The sequence below is a fragment of the Sulfitobacter sp. PM12 genome, from assembly GCF_045586035.1.
Classification (GTDB): domain Bacteria; phylum Pseudomonadota; class Alphaproteobacteria; order Rhodobacterales; family Rhodobacteraceae; genus Sulfitobacter; species Sulfitobacter pontiacus.
In genome coordinates this window covers 1984708-2010425 of sequence record NZ_CP151529.1, presented here as the reverse complement: position 1 = coordinate 2010425, position 25718 = coordinate 1984708, and the positions used below count along the sequence as shown (strand labels likewise).

The following is a 25718-nucleotide window of genomic DNA, read 5'->3' as shown; positions in this document are numbered from 1 at the left end:
GTGTTACTCGGCTGTTGTGATGTCAGAGCCGAACCATTTTTCCGAAATCTCGGTCAGGGTGCCGTCTTCTTTCAGCTTGGTGATCGCGGCGTCGAAGCGGTCACGCAGGGCCTGACCTTCGTCATCATTGCGGAAGGGCAGCGCGTTGCGGATCTCGCTAAAGGGTTTGCCTGCAAGCGCCAGCGGCAGCGGGCTTTCCGCGATCAGCTGGGCCGAGGAAACGCGGTCCATCACAAAGGCATCCACGCGACCAAGGGCCGTGTCTTGCGCAATGTTGCTTTCATAGGTGCGAATGTCGATCTCGCCCGCGTTCGGCAGCTCGTTCAGCAGTTCCTCGAAGTTGGAGCCGAGGTTGACCGCAACGGTCTTCCCGCTCAGATCCTCGACACTGCCGATGGTGTCTTCGTTGCCCTCTTTCACCACGACCTGCGCCCCGTCAAAGACATAGGGCTGCGAAAAGGCGAATTTCGCCTCGCGTTCGGGGGTGATGGTGATCTGGTTGGCGATCGTGTCGATACGGCCAGATTCCAGCGCGCCGATCAGGCCGGAAAAGGACATGGTGACAAAGTTCACCTCGTCGCCGGTTTCCTTGGCGACGGCGTTGATGAAATCGACCTCGAACCCTTGAAGCTCGTCAAGCTTTACGAAGGTAAAGGGAAAGTACCCGCCCGACATGCCGACATTCAGCGTCTCTGCCTGAGCAGCACTGACGCCGGTAGCAAGGGCAATTGCGGTGAGTGTGGCGTGTTTGATCATGATATTCTCCGTTACGTCTAAGGGGGAGGTAACATGACGCAGCCGCGCTTCAATGGCGCAGCGTCAAGCAAGTCCGCGGTGGTGTCATTCATCCTTGGTCAGGAATAAAATTCTGGCAAGGGCTTTGATCGCGAAACGCTGTTTCGGGGGCCGCAGCGGCGGAAGGGGCTTTGGGGGAAGATATCAAGCGAATTAGCGCGCAATTGGGGGAATCACCAGCGCCGGATAGCACCGCATAAGCATCTGATCGGACAAAATAAAACCGCCGCAAAGTGGGAGGACTTTGCGGCGGGGAAATTCTTGTGGCTTTTGGCGTCGTGGTTAGCGCAGGGCAACCGCTTGCGAGGCAATATGGCGGATCTCGCCACGTGCAACACCGATATCTGCCAGATCGCGGTCATTCATCGCCGACAGCTCGCGGAAGGTCTGGCGTTTGGCGCGTTGGTCAGCGCTGTAGGCACGGAATGCATCAAGCGACTGGCGCAGCTTGGGCATCAGACCCGCAACAGGTGCGGCGGTATATGTGGATGTATAGCTCATTTCTTATTCTCTCTTTCACGTCTATGCGGCGGCCTATCCACCGCATTCGGTTTGGTATGTTCCGTCAGCGTAGCGCTGGCGGTTTAGGCTGCTGCCGTGCCGCGGGGGGCGGTGCGGAACAGGCCGGTAAACTTGCGCGATGCTCTGGCAACAGCGGCAGAGATATAGGCACTGCGCAGCGCGTTGGCTTCGGCAAGAAGACGGTCGACTTCGACCGGAGTGGCGGTTTTGTATGTAGCTTCGGTTTTCATTTTCCAGCTTTCCATTTCAGGGCTTCAATGCCCGTGACCGTCATATGTGCGTGGTGCAGCAAAGGTGCAAACCATAGTGGATATGCGGAAAACGCATGGCTTAAATGGCACAGTTTCGCCCCAAAACCGCCCAAATCCGGCCCCGAAACCGGCAGTTTTCGACTTCACCGTGAACGAAAGGGCCGCCCGAACGTTGGTAGCCCCTGAAACGGAGAGACCAACACAAGCCGGAGAAGACCCATGACCAAGCAATCGCCGCAGCAGCAACAATCCGCCCCACCCAAACCCGCGCCGGAAAAACCCCAGCCGGTGATATTTACGGATTACGCCAGCATCTGAAAGTGACAGGCGGCACGCTGCGGTATAAACAGCCCGGTATGACTGACCCTGTTTCTTCCATCCGCAATCTTGGCCCCGCGTTCGAGGAAAGCTGCGCCCGTGCTGGCATCCACTCTGCGCAAGAGCTGCGCGATCTTGGTGCCGATGCAGCCTACGAGAGGTTGCTGCAAAATGGTCAGCGCCCCCACTTCATCGGGTACTATGTTCTGGTGATGGGGCTTCAGGGGCGCCCGTGGAACGACTGTAAGGGGGAAGAAAAGAAAGCCCTGCGGGTCAAGTTCGACGCGATCAAGGCCCGTGCCCATGATACCGGACGATCTGAATTCGAACGCATGATGAACCTGATCGGTGTGCGCGAGGCGTAACGCGTCCCTGCGAAACCCGAAGGCGGCAGCGGAACGGCACTGCGCCCATAGGCGTTGGGTCGCTAACGTAGCCCCAACAGGATACCCTGCCCCATGCCACATTCCCCCGATGTTCAACACGACCTTGACCGGCTGCGTGGCCTTGCCCGTACGATGGACAGCGCCCTACGGGTGCCTGTGCTGGGCATTCGGCTGGGCTGGGACAGCATCCTTGGCCTGATACCCGGCGTTGGCGACGTTCTGGCTTTGGCACCGGCGGGCTATATCTTGAAGGAAGCGCATCGCATGGGCGCAAGCCGCTCGGTTCTGGCGCGTATGGGGGCGAATGTGGGCATCGACCTTGCGATCGGTGCGATCCCCCTGATCGGTGACATCTTTGACGTGGGCTGGAAGGCAAACATCCGCAACGTCGATCTGTTGCACCGCCATCTTGAACAAACGGCGCCGGTGAAAACCGTGAGCCCTGTGGACGGTGAGTTGTCGTCACACCATCCGACCCTTAAAGGCTGAACAGGTCGGCCGACGTTATGTGACCCCCGTTGCATGAAAAAAGGGCCGCAGTTGCCTGCGACCCTTTTCATCTTTCCAAACCTGTGAAGGCTTAGCCAACCAGTTCCAGACCGGAGAAGAAATACGCGATTTCGACTGCGGCTGTTTCAGGTGCGTCGGACCCGTGAACGGAGTTTTCGCCAACGGATTCGGCGAATTCTGCGCGGATCGTGCCTTCGGCTGCGTCTGCCGGGTTGGTTGCGCCCATCACTTCGCGGTTTTTCGCGATGGCACCTTCGCCTTCGAGAACCTGAACAACAACAGGCTCGGACGCCATGAATTCGCACAGTTCGTCATAGAATGGACGCTCGGCGTGCACGGCATAGAAAACGCCGGCTTGTGCCTTTGTCATGTGAATACGCTTTTGTGCGACTATGCGCAGGCCGGCTTCTTCGAATTTGGCGTTGATTTTGCCGGTCAGGTTGCGGCGTGTTGCGTCTGGTTTGATGATCGAGAATGTGCGCTCAAGGGCCATGATAGCTCTCCTAGGTGGGGTTGATTTGGCCGCTCCCTAGCATGGGTCATGCCCCGTGAAAAGCCGCGATTGACGCGGGGCCAGACATGGTTCACACCGCGTCCATGTTAAGCATTTCAGAAATCAACTATTCCGTCGAAGGCCGTCCCTTGTTCGAGGAAGCCAGCGCGGTCATCCCCGAAGGCCACAAAGTGGGTCTGGTCGGGCAAAACGGTGCGGGTAAAACCACGCTGTTCAAAATCATTCGCGGGGAGCTGTCGCTGGACGCGGGCGACATAAGCCTGCCCTCGCGCGCCAAGATCGGGGGCATCGCCCAAGAGGTCCCGTCCTCTGACGTGTCGCTGATCGATACGGTGCTGGCCGCCGATGTCGAACGCGCCGCCTTGATGTACGAGGCAGAGACAACGGATGATCCCGCGCGCATCGCCGAGGTGCAGACCCGCCTTGCCGATATCGACGCCTGGTCCGCCGAAGGCCGTGCCGCCGCGATCCTCAAGGGGCTCGGCTTTGACGACCATGATCAGCAGCAGCCCTGTTCGGCCTATTCGGGCGGGTGGCGGATGCGCGTGGCGCTGGCGGGCGTTCTGTTCGCGCAGCCGGATTTGCTGCTGTTGGACGAACCGACCAACTACCTCGACCTTGAAGGCGCGTTGTGGCTGGAAAACTACCTGTCGAAATACCCGCATACGGTGATCATCATCAGCCACGACCGTGGTCTGTTGAACCGTGCCGTCGGTGGTATCCTGCACCTCGAAGACCGTAAGCTCACGTATTATCAGGGTAATTATGACCAATTCGCGAAAATGCGGGCCGAAAAGCGCGCGCAGCTGACAGCGCAGGCGAAAAAGCAGCAAGCGCATAAGGCGCATATGCAGGCCTTTGTGGACCGTTTCAAGGCCAAGGCCTCCAAGGCGAAACAGGCGCAGTCGCGGATGAAGGCCATCGAGAAGATGGTGACAATCACGCCGCCGGAAGAAGCCGCGCGCAAGGTCTTTACCTTCCCGCAGCCCGATGAGCTTTCGCCGCCCATCATCAGCATCGAAGGCGGATCGACCGGCTATACCGAGGGCCAGCCCGTCCTGTCGCGCCTGAACCTGCGGATCGACCAAGACGACCGCATCGCGCTGTTGGGCAAAAACGGTCAGGGTAAATCTACCCTGTCAAAGCTGCTCTCCAACCGTTTGGTGTTGTTCGAGGGCAAGGCAATCAACTCCAGCAAGCTGCGCATCGGGTTCTTTGCACAGCATCAGGTGGATGAATTGATCGTCCATGAAACGCCGCTGCAGCATATGATCAGCGCGCGCCCCGGTGTGATGCAATCCAAGCTGCGCGCACAGCTGGCGGGGTTCGGTCTGGGGCCGGATCAGGCCGATACCGAAGTGGGGCGTTTGTCGGGGGGACAAAAGGCGCGTCTGTCGCTGCTGCTCGCCACATTGGACGCACCGCATCTGCTGATCCTCGATGAGCCGACCAACCACCTTGATATCGAATCGCGCGAAGCGCTGGTCGAGGCGTTGACGCGCTATTCCGGTGCTGTTATCCTTGTCAGCCACGATATGCACCTTTTGTCAATGGTCGCGGACCGTCTGTGGCTGGTGTCGAACGGCACGGTCAAGCCCTATGAGGATGACCTCGAAGCCTATCGCAAGATGCTGTTGACCGTGGAAAAGCCCGTCAGCAAAAACCCCAAACCGGTCAAGGAAGCGCCAAAACCCAAACGCGCCAACCGCGAAGACATCCTTGCCCTGCGCGCCGAAGTGCGCACGGCCGAGGCGCGGGTGACCAAGATCAACGACATGCGCGACAAGCTTGCGAAAAAGCTCGCGGACCCTGCCCTTTACGAAAAGGACAAAGTCGGCGAACTTGAGGTCTGGAACAAGAAATACGCCGAAGTCATGGCCGCGCTTGAACGGGCGGAAGCGATCTGGATGGGCGCGTTGGAAAAACTGGAAACCGCGTCGGCGTAATGCCAGCGCGGCGCAAGGGATAAGGACGGGGCTGGCCCCGGTGACGTTTTATGATGGCACTTGATCTGGCATTCATGATCACCGCGTTCGCGACGATGATCGTGATCATTGACCCCTTTGCGATCGGCCCGATGTTTCTGGCCCTGACCCCCGGTATGACCCCCCGCCAGCGCCGGTTGATTGCTTGGCGGTCGGTGGTCATCGCGGGGCTGCTGCTGCTGGTCTTTGCTGCCTTTGGCGAAGCTGTGCTTGGCTTTATCGGGATCTCCATGCCCGCCTTCCGTGTCGCGGGGGGCGTGCTGCTGTTTCTGACCGCGCTTGATATGTTGTTCGACCGCCGCACGAAACGCCGCGAGGGCCATGCCGAGGCGGATGACGATCACGACGACCCATCGGTATTTCCGCTGGCCATTCCCTTGATCGCGGGCCCCGGCTCTATCGCGTCGGTGATCCTGCTGACGGGCGAGAAACCGGGTCTTGAAGGGCTGGTGACCGTCGTCGCGATCACTTTCGCCGTCCTGATCATCATGGGCATCACGATGCAGGCCAGCGGCTATCTTGAAAACGCTTTGGGCAAGGTCGGGATCAATGTGATCACGCGGCTTTTGGGTATGCTGCTTGCCGCGCTGTCGGTGCAATTCGTCCTCGACGGGCTCAGCGCCTTTGGTTTCGGGCCGGGTCCGGGCTGACTTTTTCGCACCCTGCCCCCATATCTTTGGAAGATTGCCAAAGGATATACGATGCCGGACATTGAAACAGGACGTTTGATCTATCTGATCGTGCTCATGGCGATGGTCGCGGGCTGGTTCTTCATGCAAAGCCGTCAGGGCTGGAACAAGACGCTGCAACAGGTCGCGGTCTGGGCCATGATCTTTACCGGAGTCGCCGCGGGCTACGGCCTGTGGGAGGATATCAACCGGCAAGGCGACATCCCGCGCCAAGCCTATGAGGCCAGCACCGGCAGCGTCACCCTGCCACGCGCCCGCGACGGGCATTATTATCTGACGGCGACGATCAACGGCACGCCGCTCCGCTTTGTGGTGGACACCGGTGCGACAGATATGGTGCTGACCCGCGCCGATGCCGAAGCCGCAGGGCTTTCGCCAGACAACCTGAACTATCTGGGCCGTGCCAGCACTGCCAATGGCGAAGTGCGCACTGCCTATGTGCGGCTGGACGAGGTTGAACTGGGCGGGGTGCGCGATACCGATGTGCCCGCGGTCGTGAACGAAGGCGAGATGCGGCAATCCTTGCTGGGGATGGGCTATCTGCAACGCTGGGGTCGGATCGAGATCACCAACGGAGAGTTGATCCTCACCCGTTAAAGCGCGGCGTAACGCCCTCAGGTCTCTGCCTTTTTCTCCCATCGGCCCGATTCCTCGGACCAGTATTGCGCGGAGGCTCCTGCGGCTTTCAGCGATTTCCACTGGTCCCGAGCGACGTTCAAGGCGTGGTCGTCCAGCCCATCGAACAGGATGCACACCCGATCCAGCGCCGCGACTTCCTGTGCCGACACAGCCGCGCCATGGATCGAGAACACGCAGCTTGCGTTATTCGGCGCGTGGGTGTCCGTGGTCAGCAACACCGGCTGTTCGGCATCATGGGGGCCACCGGCCAGTCCATGGGGCAGAAAGCCATCCTCGGGCCCGCGCCACAGGGCGACGTCAAGCTGTTCCAGCAAGGATTGATCGGTGCCGCGTACCGCCACACGCCAGCCCGCGTCTTGGGCCTTGCCCAAAAGCATCGTCAGCGTTTCGACCAGCGGTCGCTGGGTCAGATGGTAGAAATACGCGGCACCCATCAGGTTTACTCTGTCTCGTAGAGGTTTGAAATCAATCGGTTCAACGCGGCAACGCCCCAGCCCGTGGCCCCGACGGGCGCCAGCGCTGTCTCGGATTTGACGGAGGCCACACCGGCGATATCAAGGTGAATCCACGGCGTGCCGTCCTTGATGAACCGTTGCAGGAATTGCGCCGCCGTGATCGACCCGGCAGGCCGCCCGCCGATGTTTTTCATGTCGGCGATGCGGCTTTTCAGCAGCTTGTCATAACCCGCGCCCAAGGGCATCCGCCACGCGCCTTCACCCTCGGTTTGCGCGGCCTTGAGGAAGGCGTTGCACAGCGTATCGTCGTTCGAGAAAACGCCCGCATTGTCATGACCCAGGCCGATGATAATCGCGCCGGTCAGCGTGGCCAAATCGATCACGCCCGCGGGGTTGAACCGTTCTTGCGCGTACCAAAGCACATCACAAAGCACCAAACGGCCTTCGGCGTCGGTATTGATCACCTCGACCGTGTCGCCCTTCATCGTCTTGATTACGTCCCCGGGGCGGGTTGCCGTGCTGGATGGCATGTTCTCTACGATCCCGACCAGCCCGACGACATTAGCCTTGGCCTTACGCAGGACAAGGCTGCGCATCACGCCCGAGACAACGCCCGCGCCGCCCATATCCATGGTCATGTCTTCCATGCCCGCGCCCGGTTTCAGGCTGATGCCGCCGGTGTCGAACACCACGCCCTTGCCGACCAACGCCAGCGGGGCCGCGTCTTTCTCGCCGCCGTTCCATTTCATCACCACGACGTAGGACGGGCTGGCCGACCCCTGCCCGACGCTGAGCAAGGTGCGCATCCCCAGCTCTTCCAGCTTGGCTTCGTCCAGCACTTCGACCTCAAGGCCGATTGACTCCATCTCGGCCAGACGGTCGGCGAATTCGGTGGTGGTCAGGATATTCGCGGGTTCGTTCGTCAGGTCGCGGGTCATAAAGGCGCCGTCGGCGATCGCCAGCAGGGGCGCGGCAGCGGCTTCGACCTCTTCGGGTTTGGAATTCATGATCACGACCTGCCCCTTGCGTGGCTTGCCGTTGCTTTTGCGATCCTCGAACGTGTAGTCGCGCATGGCCAGTCCAAAGCAAAGCTCGGCCGCTTTGCGCAAACCGCCCGTCAACACCAGCAGATCCGCATCGCCGCGCCGTTTCGCAAGCGCCGCACCGGCTGCGCGCAGGGCTTCCTGATCGGCGTTATTCGCCAATTGCACCACATCCACGGCCTCGGCCGCCATGCCGGTGGGAAACCCGAGGCTGACCGCATCGCCCGCTGACAATTTCGTGAAGCTGTCGCTGGCCACCAGACGTTCCAGCGCGCCTTTGGTCAGCTTGTTGATGCGCCGCGCGGAGGGGTTGAGCTTGCCATCCGCGCCCACAGTCACAGCCACACGGCCCGTGTGGCCTGCGATCTGGTCAATATCGGTTTCGGTAAATGTCATTGGCGTCAATGCGGTCATCAGGTGAACCCCTTTTGTCTGAATTTCGCTTAGACGTATCCTGCGTGCGCCGTTAAGGCCAGATAGCAGTTTTCGTGGGCGGAAATTTACTTTATCGTCGGGCGAAAGTTCACCCGTGTTGATACCCAAGGGATGCAGATTGGCCAAGTTCGACCGCTATATGTTGTCCCAGTTCCTGATTTTGTTCAGTTTCTTCGCGTTGATCCTGGTGGCGATTTTCTGGATCAACCGCGCCGTGGTGCTGTTTGACCGGCTGATTGGCGACGGCCAGACGGCGCTGGTGTTTCTGGAATTTACCGTGCTGGGGCTGCCCAAGCTGATCACCACTGTCCTGCCGATCGCGACCTTTGCGGGGTCGGTCTATGTGATCAACCGGATGACCAGCGAATCCGAGCTGACGGTGCTGCAGGCGACGGGCACCAGCCCTTGGCGTCTGGCGCGGCCCGTGTTCGTCTATGGCCTATGCGTCGCGATCATGATGTCGGTGCTGACCCATCTGCTTTTGCCCCTGTCCAACGGACAGCTGTCTGAACGCGAGGCCGAGATTTCGCAGAATGTCACCGCACGGCTGCTGACCGAAGGCACATTCCTGCACCCGACCTCCAAGGTTACATTCTATACCCGCGTGATCGACGCCGACGGGGTGTTGCGCGATGTGTTTCTCTCGGACCGGCGCAACCCCGACGAGGGCGTGATCTATACCGCGTCCGAAGCCTATCTGATCCGCAATGGCGATGGTACGACGCTGATCATGGTCGATGGCATGGCGCAACGACTTGAGATGGCCGGCAAGCGCCTGTCGACCGCCAAGTTCCGCGATTTCTCGTTCGATATCTCGTCCTTGGTCAGCAGCGACAAACCCCGCATCCAATCCATCGACGCCATGACCACGGCAGAGATGTTTGCCCAGTGGGACCAGCTTGAGACGATCACCAAATCCAGCGCGGGCGAGATCGCAGAAGAGCTGACGGCGCGCTTTGCCTCGGCAGCCTTTTGCATGATCGCTGCGATGATCGGCTATGCGACGCTGGTGCTCGGAGGGTTTTCGCGCTTCGGAGTCTGGCGCGAGATCGTGATCGCCTTTGGTCTGCTCATCGCGATTGACGGGCTGCGCGGCACTTTGGTCGAAACGGTGCGCGACGATGCCAGCCGCTGGCCGCTGCTGTTCCTGCCCAGCCTGATTGGCGCTGTGATTGTGATCGGGATGATCTGGCAAACGGCCCATCCGGGCTGGACCAAACGGATGGGCAAGCAAAGGGGCGTCGCATGATCCTGCATCTCTATTTCGCGCGCCGCTTTATTATGGGGTTTATCCTCATTTCCGCTGTGCTGTTCTCTCTGCTCGTGTTGGTGGATATGGTCGATCAGGCGCGTCGGTTCAGCAGCTACGATATCGGCTGGCTGCGGCTCTTCGGGATGACGTTGTTAAACACGCCTGAAACCATGAACCTGATCCTGCCGCTGATCATGATCCTTGCGACCGTGGTGTTGTTTTTGTCGCTGGCACGCTCGTCAGAACTGGTGGTGACCCGTGCCGCCGGCCGGTCAGCGCTTAGCGCGTTGCAGGCCCCGATCTGGGTGGCGTTCATCATTGGCGTGATGGCTGTGGGCATGTTGAACCCCATCGTTGCGGCGACCGCCAAACGTTACATCCAGTTGACCGACAGCATTCGCGCGGGCGGGACCTCTGTCCTGTCGGTCAGCGACGAAGGGCTGTGGCTGCGCCAAGGCAGCGACGAGGGGCAGACCGTGATCCGCGCATGGCGGTCAAACAAGGACGCCTCGGTGCTTTATGATGTCACATTCCTCAGCTACGCGCCCGAGGGCGGTCCCGCACGGCGGATCGAAGCGGACAGCGCCGCGCTGGAAGATGGCATCTGGACGCTAACCGATGCGAAGTCATGGCCGCTTGAAGTGGGGGTGAACGCCGAAGGCGCGGCAGAGACATTTGACACGCTCACCCTGCCCTCGACCCTGACGCTCGACCGTATCCGCGACAGCATCACCGATCCGGGAGCCGTCTCGATCTATGATCTGCCTGATTACATCAAGCAGCTTGAACTGGCAGGCTTCAGCCCGCGTCGCCACAAGGTCTGGCTGCAGACCGAACTGGCGCGCCCGTTCTTTCTGGTTGCGATGGTTCTGGTTGCGAGCGCGTTTACCATGCGCCATACGAGGTTCGGAGGCACGGGCGTCGCGGTGCTGGCCTCTGTTCTGATGGGGTTCGGCTTGTATTTTATTCGCAGTTTTGCGCAAATTCTGGGGGAGAACGGGCAGATTCCGGTTCTTCTTGCGGCTTGGGCTCCGCCTGTCGCGTCCATTCTTCTGGCGCTTGGTCTTCTACTTCATTCAGAGGATGGCTGACATGCGCCGTTTGCTCCTGACCCTTCTCGTCGCCCTTGGTCTGCCCGCTGCCGCGCAAGACAGCGAACGTCCTGCCGTTCTGGTGGCCGATGACCTGTTCATCACCCGTGACCGGGAACTGGTCGCCCAAGGTAACGTAGAGGCGTTTCAGGGCACGACCCGCATCCGTGCCTCTGCGATCCGCTATAATGATGAAACCGGTGCCTTGGTGATTGAAGGACCGATTGTGCTGAACGATGGTGATGGCACCGTCATTCTCGCGGATGCGGCAGAGCTGGATCAGGGGTTGCAGAACGGTCTGCTGCGCGGCGCACGTATGGTGTTGAACCAGCAGGTGCAGATGGCCGCCGTCCAGATCGACCGTGTCGAGGGGCGCTATAGCCAGCTGTACAAGACCGCCGTGACCTCATGCAAAACCTGCAATGACGGCGAGCTGCCCCTCTGGCAGATCCGCGCGCGCCGCGTGGTGCATGATACCGAGGCGCAGCAACTGTATTTCGATGATGCGACTTTTCACATCCGGTCGGTGCCGGTGTTCTACCTGCCCCGTTTGCGGCTGCCCGACCCGACGCTGGACCGCGCGGACGGGTTTTTGGCCCCATCCATTCGCACAACTTCGCTGTTGGGCACGGGGCTTAAGCTGCCTTATTTCATCACCTTGGGCGAAAGCCGCGACCTGACCCTGACGCCCTATTTGTCGTCCTCGACCCGCACGCTTGAATTCCGCTATCGGCAGGCGTTCACCAATGGTGATATCGAGTTTGACGGGGCCTATACCCGCGATGACCAGCTGCCAGATGAGACCCGCGGCTATCTGTTCGGTGAAGGCAGCTTCGAGCTTGAGCGCGGCTACAAGCTGAGCTTCACGATCGAGGCCGTCAGCGACAGCTCTTACTTTACCGAATACGGCTATTCGGACGAGGACCGTTTGCGCAGTGACCTCACACTTTCACGCGCGCGACGTGACAGCTTTGTGCGTACCAGCCTTTACAATTTTGAAACCCTGCGTCCCGGAGAGTTGAACAGCACCCTGCCCACAGTCGTGATCGACGGCGAATTCGAACGGCGCTTTTTCCCCAAGGCATGGGGGGGCGAGCTGCGGTTCGGGCTGGAGGCGCATAGCCATTGGCGATCTTCTGATGTGGATGTGATTGGCCGCGATGTATCGCGGATCAACGGGTCGCTTAAATATCTGCGTCGCTTCACCCATCGCTCCGGCTTGGTCACCGATGCGCAGGTCGGCACGACGTTCAATTTCTTCGACATCACCCAAGACGATACCTTTGCGCAGAACCATAGCGACATCGCGCCTTTCGCAGCGGTTGGTCTAAGCTACCCGATGGCGCGCCGCGAGGCTGGTGGTGCGTCGCAGGTGCTGACGCCTGTGGTGCAACTGGGGTGGACCGATGGCAGCCGGCTCGACATTCCGAACGAGGAAAGCACGCGCGTGGAATTCGATCAGGGCAACATCCTGTCGCTCTCGCGCTTTCCGCGCCCCGACCGGCGCGAACGCGGCACAACCGCGGCAGTGGCGGTGAACTGGTCGCGCTTTGACCCCAATGGCTGGGACACCTATGTCGCGGTCGGTCAGGTGTTCCGCAGCATCAGCGACCCTGCCTTTACCGATACGTCCGGCCTGTCTGGCGTGCGCTCTGATGTGCTGCTGGCGGGGCAGATCAAGAATAACGCCGGCCTTTCGCTGACCGCGCGGACCTTGGTCGACTCCGATTTCGACATCTCCAAGGCGGAACTGCGCGGCGGGTGGAGCTTTGGCAAAACCACCGTCGAAGGCACCTATGTCTGGCTTGAGGCGGATACTGCCGAAGACCGGACCGAAGCGATTTCCGAGGTGTCGCTTGACGGCAGCTACGACATCAACAAGCAATGGTCCGCCAGCGCTGATGTGCGCTATGACGTGCAAAACAGCACAGCGGCGACGGCGGGGCTTGGCCTGACCTACAATAATGAATGTGTGAGCGTCGACCTTTCGGTGCGCCGCCGCTATACCTCCTCAACAAGTGTTGAGCCCTCTACCGATATCGGGTTTAACATCGGCCTGCGGGGCTTCTCGGCCTCCAACGGAACAGAAAGATATGAGCGATCATGTGGGAAATAAGTAAGATGAACCTGAACCGTCTGACACGAAGCATCGCCGTCCTTGGGCTGGGGCTGATGACCGCCGCCCCCGTTTCGGCGCAGAACCTCTTTGCGCCCGTCGCCAAGGTGAATGAATCCGTTGTAACCGAATTCGAAGTCCAGCAGCGCCAGCGCTTTCTTGAGGTGTTGAATGCACCGGGGGCAACCCGCGAAGGCGCGCTGACCTCGCTGATCGATGAACGCCTGCGTAACGAGGCCGTGGCCGAAGCGGGTATCGAACTGACGCCGCAGGGCATCGAAGACAGCCTTGCCGAATTCGCCTCGCGCGCGGATCTGAGCACCGAAGAATTCACCCAGGCCCTTGGTCAATCCGGCGTCTCGCGCGAGACGTTTCGCGATTTCGTTGTAAACTCGGTCGGGTGGCGCGAACTGGTGCGTGCCCGCTATGCCAGCCGCGTGCAGATCACCGACGCTGAAATCAACCGCGCTTTGGGCGAAACACAAGGTAGCGGTGTGCGCGTTCTCGTGTCCGAGATCATCATTCCCGCCCCGCCCCAGCAAGCCGCACGGGTGAACGCGCTGGCCGAACAAATCTCGCAATCCAAATCAACGGCAGAGTTTTCGAACTACGCCAGCCGCTATTCCGCGACCGCCTCGCGCGGGCGTGGCGGTCGGCTGCCGTGGCAGAACCTGACGGACCTGCCGCCAAGCCTGCAGCCGCTGATCCTGAACCTCGCCCCGGGCGAAGTTACCGACCCGTTGCCGATCCCCAACGCCGTGGCGCTGTTCCAACTGCGCGACATCGAGGAAACCAGCGTCGCCGCGCCGACCTATGCCGAGATTGAATACGCAGCCTATTACATCCCCGGTGGCCGCACAGAACCCGCGCTGGCTCAGGCGGCGCAGATCCGTGGCCGCATCGATACCTGCGATGACCTTTACGGCATCGCCAAAGGCCAGCCCGCCGAAGTGTTGGAGCGTGTGAAAAAAGCCCCTTCGGACATCCCGCAGGACGTGGCGATTGAACTGTCCAAGCTCGACACGGGCGAGGTTTCGACCACGCTGACCCGTGCCAATGGTCAGACGCTGATGCTGCTGATGATGTGTGGGCGTACCGCCGCCGCCAATGCCTCCGCCTCGCGCGAGGATGTGACCAACGCGCTGCGCCAGGAACGGCTGACCGGCTATGCCGAACAGCTGCTGGAGCAATTGCGGGCCGACGCGCGCATCGTTCGCAAATGACCCAAGCCAAGACGGGCTTGGCCGACAAGCCGGTTGTGATCTCTTGCGGCGAACCCTCTGGCATCGGGCCAGAGGTCGCCGCACGGGCCTGGGCGATGCTGGCAGGTGAAGTGCCGCTCGCCTGGATCGGTGATCCGCGCCACCTGCCCCAAGACATTCCCCATTGCATTATTGACAGCCCGTCGGACGCGCTTGCCGCGGGCAGTGATGCGTTGCCCGTGCTGCGCCACGACTTTGCCGCCGGTGCCGTTGCGGGCAAGCCTGACCCCGCCAATGCGCAGGGAGTGATCGACGTGATCGCACGCGGAGTTGACCTTGTGCGCAGCGGGGCCGCATCTGCGCTGACCACCGCGCCCATTCACAAAAAGGCGCTGAAGGACGGGGCCGGTTTTGCCTATCCGGGCCACACCGAATACCTTGCCGCGCTGGCGGGCGGAAGCGATGTGGTGATGATGCTTGCCTCTGACCAACTGCGGGTGGTGCCGGCCACAATCCATATCGCGCTGGATCAGGTCCCCAATGTGCTGACCCCCGCCCATCTGCGCCGCGTGATAGAGATTACGGCGGCGGGGCTTCGCTCTCAATTCGGGATCAAGGCACCTAGAATAGCCATCGCAGGTCTGAACCCCCATGCGGGCGAAGGCGGTACAATGGGCCGTCAGGAAGCAGATTGGATGACGGCGCTGGTCACCCGGATGCAGAGCGAAGGCTATGACCTGAGCGGCCCGCACCCTGCCGATACGATGTTCCACGCCGCCGCACGGGCGCGCTATGACGCGGCGATTGCCATGTATCACGATCAGGCGCTGATCCCGATCAAGACGCTGGATTTCGACCGCGGCGTCAATGTGACGCTCGGTCTGCCGTTCATCCGCACCTCGCCCGATCACGGCACCGCCTTTGACATCGCGGGTCAGGGCATTGCCAACCCCACCAGCATGGTCGAGGCCCTGCGCATGGCCTATCGCATGGCGCAATCATGACCCCGCGCCCCCAGAACCCTTCTGTTTCACAGGTCCAAGAATGAGCACAATCGACAACCTGCCGCCCCTGCGCGAGGTGATCAATACCCATGACCTGAAGGCGCGCAAATCGCTGGGCCAGAACTTTCTGCTCGACCTGAACCTCACAGCCAAGATCGCGCGACAAGCGGGCGATATGACCGAATGTGATGTGCTTGAAATCGGGCCGGGCCCCGGGGGGTTGACGCGCGGGTTGCTGTCCGAAGGCGCGCGCCGCGTGCTGGCGATCGAGAAAGACAAACGCTGCCTGCCTGCTTTGGCCGAGATCGCCGAGGCCTATCCCGACCGTCTGACGGTGATCGAAGGCGACGCCCTTGAAATCGACCCGCTGGCCCATCTGACCCCACCGATCCGTATCGCGGCGAACCTGCCCTATAACGTGGGGACAGAGCTGTTGGTGCGTTGGTTAACGCCGCAGGAATGGCCACCCTTCTGGCAAAGCCTGACGTTGATGTTCCAGCGCGAAGTGGCAGAGCGGATCGTGGCCAAGCCCGGCTCCAAGGCCTATGGCCGTCTGGCGCTGCTGGCACAGTGGCGGGCCGATGCGCGTATCGTGCTGAACCTGCCACCCGAGGCGTTTACCCCGCCGCCCAAAGTCTCCTCCGCTGTGGTGCATCTGACGGCCCTGCCCGAACCCCGCTTTCCGGCGGATCCTGATGTGTTGAACCGCGTTGTGGCGGCCGCGTTTAATCAGCGGCGCAAAATGCTGCGCTCTGCCCTCAAAGGAACCGCACCGGATATCGAGGATCGTTTGCTTGCGGCCGGATTGAAACCGACGGAGCGCGCCGAACAGGTGCCGCTGGAAGGCTTCTGCGCGCTGGCCCGCGAAATCGCCAAGGGCTAACGGCTAAGGTCACCACAACACACTCACCGTCCGAAACGCAAAAGGCCCCGCAATCGCGGGGCCTTTGTTACGATGTCAAAGCGTTTACTCAGCCGCTTCGGGCTGGTCGCCACTGTTGTCCTTGGCCGGTTCGTTCGTCTCTGCTTTGGGGGCAGGTTTGCGGCGCGGCGCGCGTCGGGGCTTGGGCTTGTTCTCGGGCGTGTCCACCAGATTGTCCTCTGCCGCACTGCCGTCTTGCGCGTCATCGCCATCCGACTTAGGGGCATTATCATTCTGGTTGTTGCTGCGGCTGCGGCGGCGCTTGGGGGCATCGCCCTTGGCGTTGTCCTGCTGGGGCGCGTCGGGTTTGTCGCCCGTATCTGCTTCCGTGGCAGGTTGATCCGCAGTGTTCTGACCGGCTTGGGCAGCTTCGCGTTCCTGACGCTCTACCCGCTCGCGGTCCCGCTCTGCCTGACGTTCGCGGTTCTCGCGTTCTTGCTGATCGCGACGCTGGTCAATCTCGCGTTGTGCTTCGGACAGCATCCGCAGGTAATGTTCGGCGTGCTGCTGGAAGTTCTCTGCCGCCACGCGGTCGTTGCTCAGCTGGGCGTCACGCGCCAACTGGTTGTATTTCTCGATAATCTGCTGCGGCGTGCCGCGGACCTTGCCTTCGGGGCCAGAACTGTCGAAAACGCGGTTAACGACGTTGCCACCTTGCGGCTGACGGTTGCGATTATTCTTGGACCGGGACCGTGATCTGGAAGATTTCATGTAATCAGTTCAGCCTTGTTATGCTGGGCTTCGGAATAAGCTGCCGGACGCAGTCGCGTCCCTGAAAAGCTAGCTTTACGCTCTGTTGGGCTTAACGCCGCGCGGGACCGCCCAAAAGGCATCCACCGCTGCAACACCCTTGAATAAGCACGGCAAATGATTTGGAGCAAGTGGAAATTGGCGAAAAACACCGCGAAATGACAAGTTTTGGCGTGTTTATGCTGGCGTATCGGCCCAAAGGACACGGTCGCGCCCGCCCAGATCGGGCAAGATGCGCACCCGGCCCCAACCGGCTGCCTCAAAGATTGCTTTGACATCGGCACCCTGTTGCCAGCCAATCTCGGCCAGAACGCGGCCTGTGGGCGTCAGATATCCCTGTGCCTGCGCCGCGATGATACGGTACACACTCAACCCGTCCTGCCCGTCGGTCAATGCCATCTCGGGTTCATGCAAGCGCAGTTCGGGCGAGACATCCGCCATCTCGCTTTGTGCCAGATATGGCGGGTTGGATACGATCAGATCGAACCGCCCCTCGGCCGCGCTGAACCAATCCGATTGCTTGATCTCCGCGCGTGCCTGTACCCCGTGCAACACCGCATTGGCGCTGGCCTGCAGACAGGCAGCTTCGGATAGATCAAGGCCCACGCCGCGTGCGTCTTGCTGTTCGGCCAGAAGCGTCACCAGAATACAGCCCGATCCCGTGCCCAGATCAAGCACCCGTTCAAAGGGCTCGGACAGCGCCAGTTCAATAAGGGATTCGGTCTCGGGCCGCGGGTCCAGAACATCGCGGCTGACCTTGAAGTCGCGCCCGTAGAACGCCCGCTGCCCTACCAGATGCGAGACCGGCACGCGCACGGCCCGCAAGGCGATCAGCTTTTCATACCGTTCGGCAATATCCGGCGCGATTTCCTCGGGCGCGATCAACGTCACCCGCGCCGCATCAACCGAGGCCGCATGCGCCAGCAAAATCCGCGCATCCCGTGCAGGGTCAGGCACGCCCGCTGCGCGCAATCGCGCTGTGGCGGCGACCATGGCTTGCGCGGCGGTTGGCGCGCTCACTGCCCCATCTCGGCCAGCAGCTGCGCCTGCGCATCCGCGGTCAGTGCATCGACAATCTCGTCCAGATCGCCCTGCATCACGGCTTCAAGCCGGTAGAGGGTGAGGTTGATCCGGTGGTCGGTCAGGCGCCCTTGCGGGAAGTTATAGGTCCGGATCCGTTCAGACCGGTCCCCCGACCCCACCTGCGCCGCACGGCTGGCCGACCGTTCACTGTCCACCCGCTGACGCTCCATATCATAAAGCCGCGCTTTCAGCACCTGCATCGCGATCTCGCGGTTGCGGTGCTGCGATTTCTCGGAAGACGTCACCACCAGCCCCGTCGGCAGGTGGGTGATGCGCACGGCAGAATCGGTGGTGTTGACGTGTTGCCCGCCCGCCCCTGAACTGCGCATCGTATCGATCCGCAGATCGTTGGCGTCGATGTGAATATCCACATCCTCTGCCTCTGGCAGAACGGCGACAGTCGCGGCAGAGGTATGGATACGCCCGCCGCTTTCGGTAGAGGGCACACGCTGCACGCGGTGCACACCGGATTCGTATTTCAAACGGGCAAATACATTCTCGCCCTTGATATGGGCCACGACCTCTTTGACGCCGCCAAGCTCGGTGAACTGTTGTTCGATCAGCTCGACCTTCCAGCCCCGCGCCTCGGCATAGCGTTGATACATGCGCAGCAGATCAGCGGCGAAAAGTGCTGCCTCATCCCCGCCGGTGCCTGGGCGGATCTCAAGCATCGCGGGCTTTTTATCGGCCTCGTCCCGCGGCAGCAGCGCCAACTGCAAATCAGCCTCCGCTTGTGGCAAGGCGGCCTTCAGGCGCGGCAGCTCTTCCTCGGCCAGCTCCGCCATCTCGGGGTCTTTCAGCATGGCGCGGGCGTCGTCCATGTCTTGGAGCAACTGGCGATAGGCGTCGATCTGTTCGACCACGGGGCGCAGATCTGCGTATTCCTTGGCCAGCTTGGCAAAATCCGCCCCGTCAGAGCCAGCAGACATCGACGCCTCCAGAAACTGGAAACGTTGGGTGATTTGGGCAAGGCGGTCCATGGGGATCATACCGCTGGATGTCGCCGATGAAGCGGCTATGGTCAAGACCCAGCCTGTGCTATGATGCCCCTATGAAACGCATTTCGCTGGTTTTCAGTCTGATCTGCCTTGCCCCGTCGCTTGCGGCGGACCCTGCGCCCTCGGGGCGCAAAACGGTGGAGTGCTATTGCACCGACCGCAATGGCCAGCGGGTCGAGCTGGGGCAAACGATCTGCCTCGACGTCAACGGTCGTCGCTTTGCCGCGCAATGCCAGATGTCGCTGAACGTGCCCATGTGGCGCGATATCGGCGAGGCCTGCCCCGGCCTCGCACAGCGCCTAGACCCCGGCTTGGGCCAGAACCCGCTTCAAACGCTTGGCGTTCACACCCATATCTGACCGGCCAAAGCGCAGCCGCCCATAGACCACCGCGCGGCTCTGATCCGCCCCGTCAACGGGGGTGACCGCGACGCTGGTGTAATCGGGAAAGCCCCAGAAACCCGAGCGTGTGACATAAAGCGCCTGACCTGCGGTGCTTTCGATCCGCCGGGTTCGGGGCAACGACAACATCGCGTCCTCAAACCGGTTCAAGAACGCCGTACCGTCGCCTTCAACCTCGCGCACGGCCATAAGGCCCCCCTCCGACGGGTAATCACCGGGGGCCTTGTCGACCGCGCCCAATTCCCAGCGGGCCGCGGGGGCGGGTGCAAGGCGGATGTACGCCTGCAAGGCGACGAAAATCGCCAGTGCGATCCAGAAAAATGCCATCATTATCTTTACCTTCATTTTGCCAAATAAACTCCCCGCGGAGCGTCCTGCCGTCGCAATCTGCACCGCCGGTGGTTATGCGCGGGCTTTGGTCTGCCGCATGTTCCACCCCAGCAAGCACAGGATCTCGGTCGCCACATGGGCCCCGGCGATCGCTGTCGCACCGGTCGTGTCAAAAGGCGGAGAGACTTCAACGATGTCGCCGCCCACGATGTTGATCCCCGCAAGATCCCGCATCATGATCGCCGCCTGTGCTGACGTGAGCCCGCCCCATACCGGCGTGCCTGTGCCCGGCGCAAAGGCCGGATCAAGCGCATCGATATCGAATGTAAGATAGCAAGGACGGTCGCCAAGTACCTGTTTTATTTTGGCAACGGCTGCCTGTGGCCCCTTCTCGTGGACCTCGCGCGCGTCGATGGTTGTCACGCCAAGCGTATCGGGGTTGGTCGTGCGGATGCCCACCTGAACCGAGGTTTTCGGATCAACGATGCCCGATTTCACCGCCTTGTAGAACATGGTGCCGTGGTCGATCCGGTCCATATCATCGTCAGGCCATGTATCCGAATGCGCATCGAACTGTAACAGACTGATAGGGCCGTATTTTTCGGCATAGGCCTTGAGGATCGGGAAACTGATGTAGTGGTCTCCGCCCAGGGTCACACTTGCTGCACCTGCGTCCAGTATCCCTTTGATGTGGCTTGTTAAAGCGGCGGGAAACTGGCTTGTGTGACCATAGTCGAACGCCAGATCGCCATAGTCGGCGATGGCAAACTCGCTGAGCACGTCGAAATCCCAGCCATAAGGCGGATCGTAGGGCTGCAAGGAAGACGCTTCGCGGATCGCACGCGGGCCCAGACGGGTGCCGGTACGGTTGGTTACGGCCTGATCAAAGGGCACGCCGGTCACGGCGATGTCCACGCCGCGCAGGTCTTTGGTATAGCGCCGCCGCAGAAAGGACGTGGCCCCGCCAAAGGCGTTCTCGAAGCTCGGCCCTTTTAGATCATCGCGTGTAAAGGCTTGATCAACCTGATTTTTCGCGTCTTCCAAACCCATGTTACTTGGCTCCTAATGGTTGGGCCCGCTCGACGATGCGGGCAAAAAAGGATGCACCCACGGGCGCGATCTCATCGTCGAAGTTGTAGGCGGCGTGGTGCAGCCCTGCGGTGTCACCCTGCCCGATGAACAAATAGGCACCGGGGCGTTTTTCCAGCATATAACTGAAATCCTCCGCCCCCATCTCGCGGCCATTATCGGCAATAACGCGGTCCTCGCCTGCAATCTCGGTGGCAACGGCGGCGGCAAATCCGGCCTCTTCCGGGGTGTTCACCGTGGCGGGATAGCCCTTTTCATACTCAAGTGTCGCGCTGACATCATAGCTGGCGGCCTGTCCGGCGACGATCTGCTCCATCCGGCGGATAACCATGGCCTGCACCTCTTTGTCAAAGCTGCGTACCGTGCCGTTGATATAGGCCGTTTCGGGGATCACGTTATCGGTCGTGCCCGTGTGGATCTGCGTGACCGAAACGACAAGATCATCCTGTGCATAGTGGTTGCGGCTGACGATGGTTTGCAATGCTGTCGCAATACCACAGGCGGCAACGACCGGATCGCGGGTCAGATGCGGTGTGGCACCATGACCGCCCAAGCCCTTGATGTGGATATGAAATTCATCGACCGCGGCCATCATCGCGCCGGGGGATGTGTAAAAGCCCCCTTTCTCGAAGCCGGGCGCATTGTGCAGCGCATAGACCTGACCGATGTCGAAGCGATCAAGGATCCCTTCCTCGACCATCACCTCGGCCCCGCCGCCGGTTTCTTCAGCGGGTTGGAAGATCAGCGCCACGCGGCCCGCGAAATTGCGCGTTTCCGCCAGATATTTCGCCGCCCCCAGCAGCATCGTTGTATGCCCGTCGTGCCCGCAGGCGTGCATCTTGCCTGCGTGGGTGCTGGCATAGTCCAGCCCGGTTTCCTCGGGGATCGGCAGCGCATCCATATCGGCGCGCAACCCGATGGTCGGCCCCTCGGCCTGACCGTTGATAATGGCGACGATACCCGTGGTGGCAAAACCTTCGTGTAGCTCGTCCACGCCGAAGTCCCGCAGACGTTCCGCCACGAAAGCCGCGGTCTTGAAGCAGTCGTTCCCCAGTTCCGGGATCGTGTGCAGATATCTGCGCCATTCTGTCATCTGGGGGGCATAATCCGCGATACGGTTCACGACGGGCATTACTGGACTCCTGTGGGGATGTTGGTCAGGTTGCATCTGACATCAGACACATGGGGGCTGCAATGGCCGAGACAAGAAATGATGCGTTGATCCACGATCGCGACGCCGGGATCGAACGCTTGCTGGAAATCATGCGCCGCCTGCGTGACCCGCAAACCGGATGCCCTTGGGATATCGAACAGGATTTCGACAGCATTGCCCCCTATACTATTGAAGAAGCGTATGAAGTCGCCGATGCGATCGAGCGTCGCGACTGGCCCGAGCTTGAGGGAGAGTTGGGCGATCTGCTGCTCCAGACCGTGTATCACACGGCCATGGGCGAAGAGGACGGGCGGTTCAGCTTTCAGACGGTGGTGCGCAATATCTCGGACAAGATGGTCGCGCGGCACCCGCATGTTTTCGGCGATGAAAGCCGCGATAAATCGGCCGAGCAGCAGACCGCGGATTGGGAAAAGATCAAGGCGGCAGAACGCGCGGGCAAGGCCCAGGGGGGAACGCTTGACGGCGTGGCCGTTGGCCTGCCCGCGCTGCTGCGCGCCTACAAGCTGCAAAAACGGGCGGCCCGTGTCGGGTTTGACTGGCCGCAGGTCGATGATGTGATCGCCAAGATCACCGAGGAAGCGACCGAACTGGTCGAGGCGCGCGATACGCTGACCCAGGCCGAGGTCACCGAGGAATACGGTGACCTGATGTTCGTCATGGCCAATCTGGGCCGGCATCTTGGCGTCGAGCCCGAAGCTGCCCTGCGCGCCGCCAACGCCAAATTCATCCGCCGCTTCAGCGGCGTAGAGGCGCGGTTGGCCGCACGAGGTAAATCCCCCTCTGACAGTGATCTGGCCGAGATGGATGCCTTGTGGGAGGATGTAAAACGGGCGGAACGCAGCTAGGACCGCCCGTGCCTGCTGGACAAGTCGCGGCACTTGCGGCAAGGCTCTGGCACAGCCAAGACAGGAGAGCCCATGACACCGCGCAAGATCATTATCGACACGGACCCCGGTCAGGATGACGCCGTAGCGATCCTTGTCGCTTTGGCCAGCCCCGAAGAGCTTGATGTTCTGGGGATCACCTGCGTCGCGGGCAATGTGCCGCTGGACCTCACCTCGCGCAACGCGCGGATCGTGTGCGAATTGGCAGGCAAACGGGATGTCAAAGTCTTTGCCGGATGCGACCGCCCCCTGGGCCGCGAACTGGTCACAGCAGAGCATGTGCACGGCAAGACCGGGCTGGACGGCCCCGATTTGCCCGAACCTACCATGCCGATGGCCGAAGGCCATGCGGTGGATTTCATCATCGACACGCTGCGCGATAACGCTCCGGGAACCGTCACGCTATGCCCGCTGGGACCGCTGACCAATATCGCCACCGCGTTGCAAAAAGCACCCGATATCGCCGATCGCATCGCCAAGATCGTGCTGATGGGCGGCGGCTATTTCGAAGGGGGTAACATCACCCCAACGGCGGAGTTCAACATCTACGTCGACCCGCAAGCCGCTGATATCGTGTTTAAATCCGGCGCGCCTATCGTTGTCATGCCGCTGGACGTTACCCATAAGGCGCTGGTGACCAAAGCGCGCAACGACGCTTTCCGCGCCCTTGGCACGCCCGTGGGCATCGCCGTGGCGGAAATGACCGATTTCTTCGAACGGTTCGACAAAGAGAAATACGGCTCTGACGGCGCGCCGCTGCATGACCCTTGCGTTACCGCCTATCTGATCAACCCCGATCTGTTCAAAGGCCGCCACATCAACGTCGAGATCGAGACAGAGTCAGAGCTGACCATGGGCATGACCGTCGCCGATTGGTGGGGCGTGACCGACCGCGCCCCCAATGCGACCTTTATGGGCGATCTGGATTCTGATGGCTTCTTTGCCCTGCTGACCGAACGGCTGGCCCGTCTATGAGCGCGGCCTTCACCCTTGCCAAGCCAGAGCATCTGGACCGTCTCGTTGCCCTCGTGGGCAGCTTTCACGCCGAGACGGGGATCGAGCAGACCGATGACGACCGCCGCAACGGGCTGGCACCTCTGCTCGAAGGCACGCCCTATGGGGTGGCCTATCTGATCGGCCCTGCCCGTGCGCCCATCGGCTATATCATCATCACCTTCGGCTGGTCGGTTGAATTCGGCGGTCTGGACGCGATTATCGATGAAATCTACGTGCGCCCCGGCGTGCGTGGCCGTGGCATCGCGACAGAGGCATTGCTGGCCGTCCCGAATGCGCTGGCGGGCGGCGGTCTGCGCGCGATCCATCTTGAGGTAGAGCGTAGCAACGAGATCGCGCAGAAGCTTTACCACCGTGCAGGCTTTCGCCCCCGCGAAAACTATATGTTCATGTCGCGCAAATTCTGACGCGGACTGGCAAGCTGGGGCCGCGGCCCCTATATCTGCCCTATGACATTATCAGCCCCCTTCGATAACAGCTACGCGGCCTTGCCCGATGGCTTTTTCACCCGCACCACGCCGACGCCGGTGGCCGACCCCAAACTGCTGGCTTTCAACGCGCCGCTGGCCAAGACGCTGGGGATCACCCACGGATCGACCGAGGATCTGGCCTTTATCTTCAGCGGCAACGAACTGCCCGCCGGTGCCGATCCGCTGGCGCAGCTTTATGCGGGGCATCAGTTCGGCAATTACAACCCGCAGCTTGGCGATGGCCGCGCGATCCTCTTGGGCGAGGTGCTGGATGCAAAGGGCCAGCGCCGCGATATCCAGTTGAAAGGATCAGGGCGCACGCCCTATTCCCGTGGTGGCGACGGGCGCGCCTGGCTTGGGCCGGTCTTGCGCGAATATGTGGTGTCCGAGGCGATGCACGCCCTTGGCATCCCCACCACCCGCGCCTTGGCCGCTGTGCAGAGTGGCGAGGATGTATTTCGCGAAACCGCCCTGCCCGGTGCCGTGCTGACCCGTGTCGCCGCAAGCCATCTGCGTGTGGGGACGTTTCAGGTCTTTGCCCATCGGGGCGAGGTTGAGAACCTGCGCCGCCTCACCGACTATGCGATCCAGCGGCACTACCCGCAGGCGGACGGGCCCTTGGGCCTGCTGCGCGCGGTCTGCGCAGCACAGGCGGATCTGGTCGCGGCGTGGATGTCGGTCGGGTTTATTCACGGGGTGATGAACACCGATAACTGCGCCATCTCGGGCGAGACGATTGATTACGGCCCCTGCGCCTTCATGGATGCGTTCCACCCCAACCGTGTGTTCAGCTCTATCGACCGTCAGGGGCGCTATGCCTATGCCAATCAGCCGCAGATCGTCGTGTGGAATATGGCGCAGCTTGCAACCTCATTGTTGCAGCAGCTTGATGATCCCGAAAGCGGCGTGGCCGAGGCGACAGAGATCGTGCACGCCATGCCCGCGTTGATCGAGCAAGCCTGGCTGAGACGCTTTGCTGCCAAGATCGGGATCACGACGCCCAAGGCTGAAGATACTGCACTGATCGACGCCCTGTTGTCGCTGATGCAAACGGATGGCGCGGATTTTACCAATGCTTTCCGCGCGCTGTCAGGCGATGACGCCGCCGGCCAATTCACCGACCGCGCGGCCTTTGCCAACTGGCGCGACGCGTGGCAGCAGCGCATCGCGGCCGAGCCTGACCCTAAATCGGTCATGAATGCTGCCAACCCCGCCGTGATCCCGCGCAACCACCGGATAGAGGCGATGATCAACGCCGCCGTTGCCGGTGATATGGACCCGTTCCACCGGCTGATGACAGCGCTTGCTCACCCGTACCGCGAAACCGACGCCGATCTGCACCGCGCGCCGACGACGCAGGAGATCGTGCCGGCCACCTTCTGCGGCACCTGAACGA

Annotated in this window: 28 protein-coding genes; 16 read left to right on the top strand and 12 right to left on the bottom strand. The window is 61.2% G+C overall.

Annotated elements, in window-relative coordinates; translation table 11 throughout:
- Positions 1-3: 3 nt before the first annotated feature.
- The 3 genes from AADW22_RS09870 to AADW22_RS09860 all read right to left on the bottom strand — a co-directional run bounded on the left by AADW22_RS09870 (position 4) and on the right by AADW22_RS09860 (position 1547).
- A complete protein-coding gene (locus AADW22_RS09870) occupies positions 4-756 on the bottom strand; it encodes an amino acid ABC transporter substrate-binding protein (protein ID WP_005853554.1) in 753 nt (250 codons plus the stop codon).
- Positions 757-1077: 321 nt separating this feature from the next.
- On the bottom strand, positions 1078-1296 hold the full coding sequence (locus tag AADW22_RS09865) for a DUF1127 domain-containing protein (RefSeq protein ID WP_009824624.1): 219 nt from the start codon (positions 1294-1296) through the stop codon (positions 1078-1080).
- Positions 1297-1379: 83 nt separating this feature from the next.
- Positions 1380-1547 (bottom strand): RSP_7527 family protein, encoded by a 168-nt coding sequence (locus tag AADW22_RS09860; protein ID WP_278426333.1) that lies wholly within the window; start codon positions 1545-1547, stop codon positions 1380-1382.
- 377 nt (positions 1548-1924) lie between these two features.
- Between AADW22_RS09860 and AADW22_RS09855 the strand changes: the two genes are divergently transcribed.
- Entirely contained in the window at positions 1925-2251 is a 327-nt protein-coding gene (locus AADW22_RS09855) for a TfoX/Sxy family protein (RefSeq protein WP_005853551.1), read from the top strand.
- A 93-nt stretch (positions 2252-2344) separates the two neighbouring features.
- Positions 2345-2761: a DUF4112 domain-containing protein gene (locus AADW22_RS09850; RefSeq protein ID WP_407473611.1), complete on the top strand. Its 417-nt coding sequence runs from the start codon at positions 2345-2347 to the stop codon at positions 2759-2761.
- A 91-nt stretch (positions 2762-2852) separates the two neighbouring features.
- Here the strand turns inward: AADW22_RS09850 and ndk are convergent, their stop codons facing one another.
- Entirely contained in the window at positions 2853-3275 is a 423-nt protein-coding gene (gene ndk, locus AADW22_RS09845; protein ID WP_005853549.1) for a nucleoside-diphosphate kinase, read from the bottom strand.
- Between the two features lie 104 nt (positions 3276-3379).
- On the opposite strand from ndk, the gene AADW22_RS09840 reads away from it, so the two are divergent.
- From AADW22_RS09840 to AADW22_RS09830, 3 genes are read left to right on the top strand one after another with little or no spacing between them, the layout of a single operon-like run.
- The gene (locus tag AADW22_RS09840) at positions 3380-5242 is read left to right on the top strand and encodes an ABC-F family ATP-binding cassette domain-containing protein (RefSeq protein WP_407474591.1); all 1863 of its coding nucleotides are present in this window, start codon (positions 3380-3382) and stop codon (positions 5240-5242) included.
- Between the two features lie 53 nt (positions 5243-5295).
- The gene (locus AADW22_RS09835) at positions 5296-5931 is read left to right on the top strand and encodes a MarC family protein (protein WP_009824621.1); all 636 of its coding nucleotides are present in this window, start codon (positions 5296-5298) and stop codon (positions 5929-5931) included.
- Between the two features lie 51 nt (positions 5932-5982).
- On the top strand, positions 5983-6567 hold the full coding sequence (locus tag AADW22_RS09830; protein ID WP_132996596.1) for a TIGR02281 family clan AA aspartic protease: 585 nt from the start codon (positions 5983-5985) through the stop codon (positions 6565-6567).
- A 17-nt stretch (positions 6568-6584) separates the two neighbouring features.
- Here the strand turns inward: AADW22_RS09830 and AADW22_RS09825 are convergent, their stop codons facing one another.
- Positions 6585-7043 (bottom strand): DNA polymerase III subunit chi, encoded by a 459-nt coding sequence (locus tag AADW22_RS09825; RefSeq protein ID WP_407473610.1) that lies wholly within the window; start codon positions 7041-7043, stop codon positions 6585-6587.
- Positions 7044-7048: 5 nt separating this feature from the next.
- Entirely contained in the window at positions 7049-8521 is a 1473-nt protein-coding gene (locus tag AADW22_RS09820; protein WP_407473609.1) for a leucyl aminopeptidase, read from the bottom strand.
- Positions 8522-8660: 139 nt separating this feature from the next.
- On the opposite strand from AADW22_RS09820, the gene lptF reads away from it, so the two are divergent.
- From lptF to rsmA, 6 genes are read left to right on the top strand one after another with little or no spacing between them, the layout of a single operon-like run.
- On the top strand, positions 8661-9791 hold the full coding sequence (gene lptF, locus AADW22_RS09815) for an LPS export ABC transporter permease LptF (protein ID WP_407473608.1): 1131 nt from the start codon (positions 8661-8663) through the stop codon (positions 9789-9791).
- Positions 9788-10885, top strand: coding sequence for an LPS export ABC transporter permease LptG (gene lptG / locus AADW22_RS09810; RefSeq protein ID WP_407473607.1), 1098 nt, complete (start codon positions 9788-9790; stop codon positions 10883-10885). Before lptF ends, lptG begins: the two co-directional genes overlap by 4 nt.
- A gap of 1 nt (position 10886) precedes the next feature.
- Positions 10887-13001, top strand: coding sequence for an LPS-assembly protein LptD (locus tag AADW22_RS09805; RefSeq protein WP_288960467.1), 2115 nt, complete (start codon positions 10887-10889; stop codon positions 12999-13001).
- 5 nt (positions 13002-13006) lie between these two features.
- The gene (locus AADW22_RS09800) at positions 13007-14224 is read left to right on the top strand and encodes a peptidylprolyl isomerase (RefSeq protein ID WP_037944277.1); all 1218 of its coding nucleotides are present in this window, start codon (positions 13007-13009) and stop codon (positions 14222-14224) included.
- Positions 14221-15207 (top strand): 4-hydroxythreonine-4-phosphate dehydrogenase PdxA, encoded by a 987-nt coding sequence (gene pdxA, locus AADW22_RS09795; protein WP_289083026.1) that lies wholly within the window; start codon positions 14221-14223, stop codon positions 15205-15207. Before AADW22_RS09800 ends, pdxA begins: the two co-directional genes overlap by 4 nt.
- Positions 15208-15247: 40 nt before the next feature.
- A complete protein-coding gene (gene rsmA / locus AADW22_RS09790; RefSeq protein ID WP_064216525.1) occupies positions 15248-16090 on the top strand; it encodes a 16S rRNA (adenine(1518)-N(6)/adenine(1519)-N(6))-dimethyltransferase RsmA in 843 nt (280 codons plus the stop codon).
- Between the two features lie 84 nt (positions 16091-16174).
- On the opposite strand, the gene AADW22_RS09785 is transcribed toward rsmA, so the two are convergent.
- The 3 genes from AADW22_RS09785 to prfA all read right to left on the bottom strand — a co-directional run bounded on the left by AADW22_RS09785 (position 16175) and on the right by prfA (position 18951).
- Complete coding sequence (locus AADW22_RS09785; protein WP_407473606.1) at positions 16175-16840, bottom strand: DUF4167 domain-containing protein; 666 nt, start codon at positions 16838-16840, stop codon at positions 16175-16177.
- 216 nt (positions 16841-17056) lie between these two features.
- Positions 17057-17899 carry a peptide chain release factor N(5)-glutamine methyltransferase gene (prmC, locus tag AADW22_RS09780; RefSeq protein ID WP_074634919.1) on the bottom strand — a complete coding sequence of 281 codons (843 nt, stop codon included), beginning with the start codon at positions 17897-17899 and terminating at the stop codon, positions 17057-17059.
- Positions 17896-18951, bottom strand: a complete 1056-nt coding sequence (prfA, locus tag AADW22_RS09775) for a peptide chain release factor 1 (RefSeq protein WP_005853534.1) — start codon at positions 18949-18951, stop codon at positions 17896-17898. Before prfA ends, prmC begins: the two co-directional genes overlap by 4 nt.
- Positions 18952-19013: 62 nt before the next feature.
- Here prfA and AADW22_RS09770 point away from each other — a divergent pair, with 62 nt between their 5' ends.
- Complete coding sequence (locus AADW22_RS09770; RefSeq protein WP_037966313.1) at positions 19014-19319, top strand: hypothetical protein; 306 nt, start codon at positions 19014-19016, stop codon at positions 19317-19319.
- Here the strand turns inward: AADW22_RS09770 and AADW22_RS09765 are convergent.
- From AADW22_RS09765 to AADW22_RS09755, 3 genes are all read right to left on the bottom strand, one after another.
- Positions 19260-19691 carry a DUF1499 domain-containing protein gene (locus AADW22_RS09765; RefSeq protein ID WP_407473605.1) on the bottom strand — a complete coding sequence of 144 codons (432 nt, stop codon included), beginning with the start codon at positions 19689-19691 and terminating at the stop codon, positions 19260-19262. The genes AADW22_RS09770 and AADW22_RS09765 overlap by 60 nt on opposite strands.
- Positions 19692-19763: 72 nt before the next feature.
- Positions 19764-20741 (bottom strand): agmatinase, encoded by a 978-nt coding sequence (gene speB, locus AADW22_RS09760; RefSeq protein WP_037944271.1) that lies wholly within the window; start codon positions 20739-20741, stop codon positions 19764-19766.
- Position 20742: 1 nt separating this feature from the next.
- Positions 20743-21912, bottom strand: coding sequence for a M20 aminoacylase family protein (locus AADW22_RS09755; RefSeq protein WP_005853528.1), 1170 nt, complete (start codon positions 21910-21912; stop codon positions 20743-20745).
- Between the two features lie 62 nt (positions 21913-21974).
- Here AADW22_RS09755 and mazG point away from each other — a divergent pair, with 62 nt between their 5' ends.
- From mazG to AADW22_RS09735, 4 genes are all read left to right on the top strand, one after another.
- Entirely contained in the window at positions 21975-22799 is an 825-nt protein-coding gene (gene mazG / locus AADW22_RS09750; RefSeq protein ID WP_407473604.1) for a nucleoside triphosphate pyrophosphohydrolase, read from the top strand.
- 72 nt (positions 22800-22871) lie between these two features.
- Positions 22872-23813 (top strand): nucleoside hydrolase, encoded by a 942-nt coding sequence (locus tag AADW22_RS09745; RefSeq protein ID WP_005853525.1) that lies wholly within the window; start codon positions 22872-22874, stop codon positions 23811-23813.
- On the top strand, positions 23810-24259 hold the full coding sequence (locus AADW22_RS09740) for an N-acetyltransferase (RefSeq protein ID WP_005853523.1): 450 nt from the start codon (positions 23810-23812) through the stop codon (positions 24257-24259). The genes AADW22_RS09745 and AADW22_RS09740 overlap by 4 nt, the downstream gene beginning before the upstream one ends.
- Positions 24260-24301: 42 nt before the next feature.
- Positions 24302-25714 carry a protein adenylyltransferase SelO gene (locus AADW22_RS09735; RefSeq protein ID WP_407473603.1) on the top strand — a complete coding sequence of 471 codons (1413 nt, stop codon included), beginning with the start codon at positions 24302-24304 and terminating at the stop codon, positions 25712-25714.
- The last annotated feature ends 4 nt before the right edge of the window (positions 25715-25718 follow it).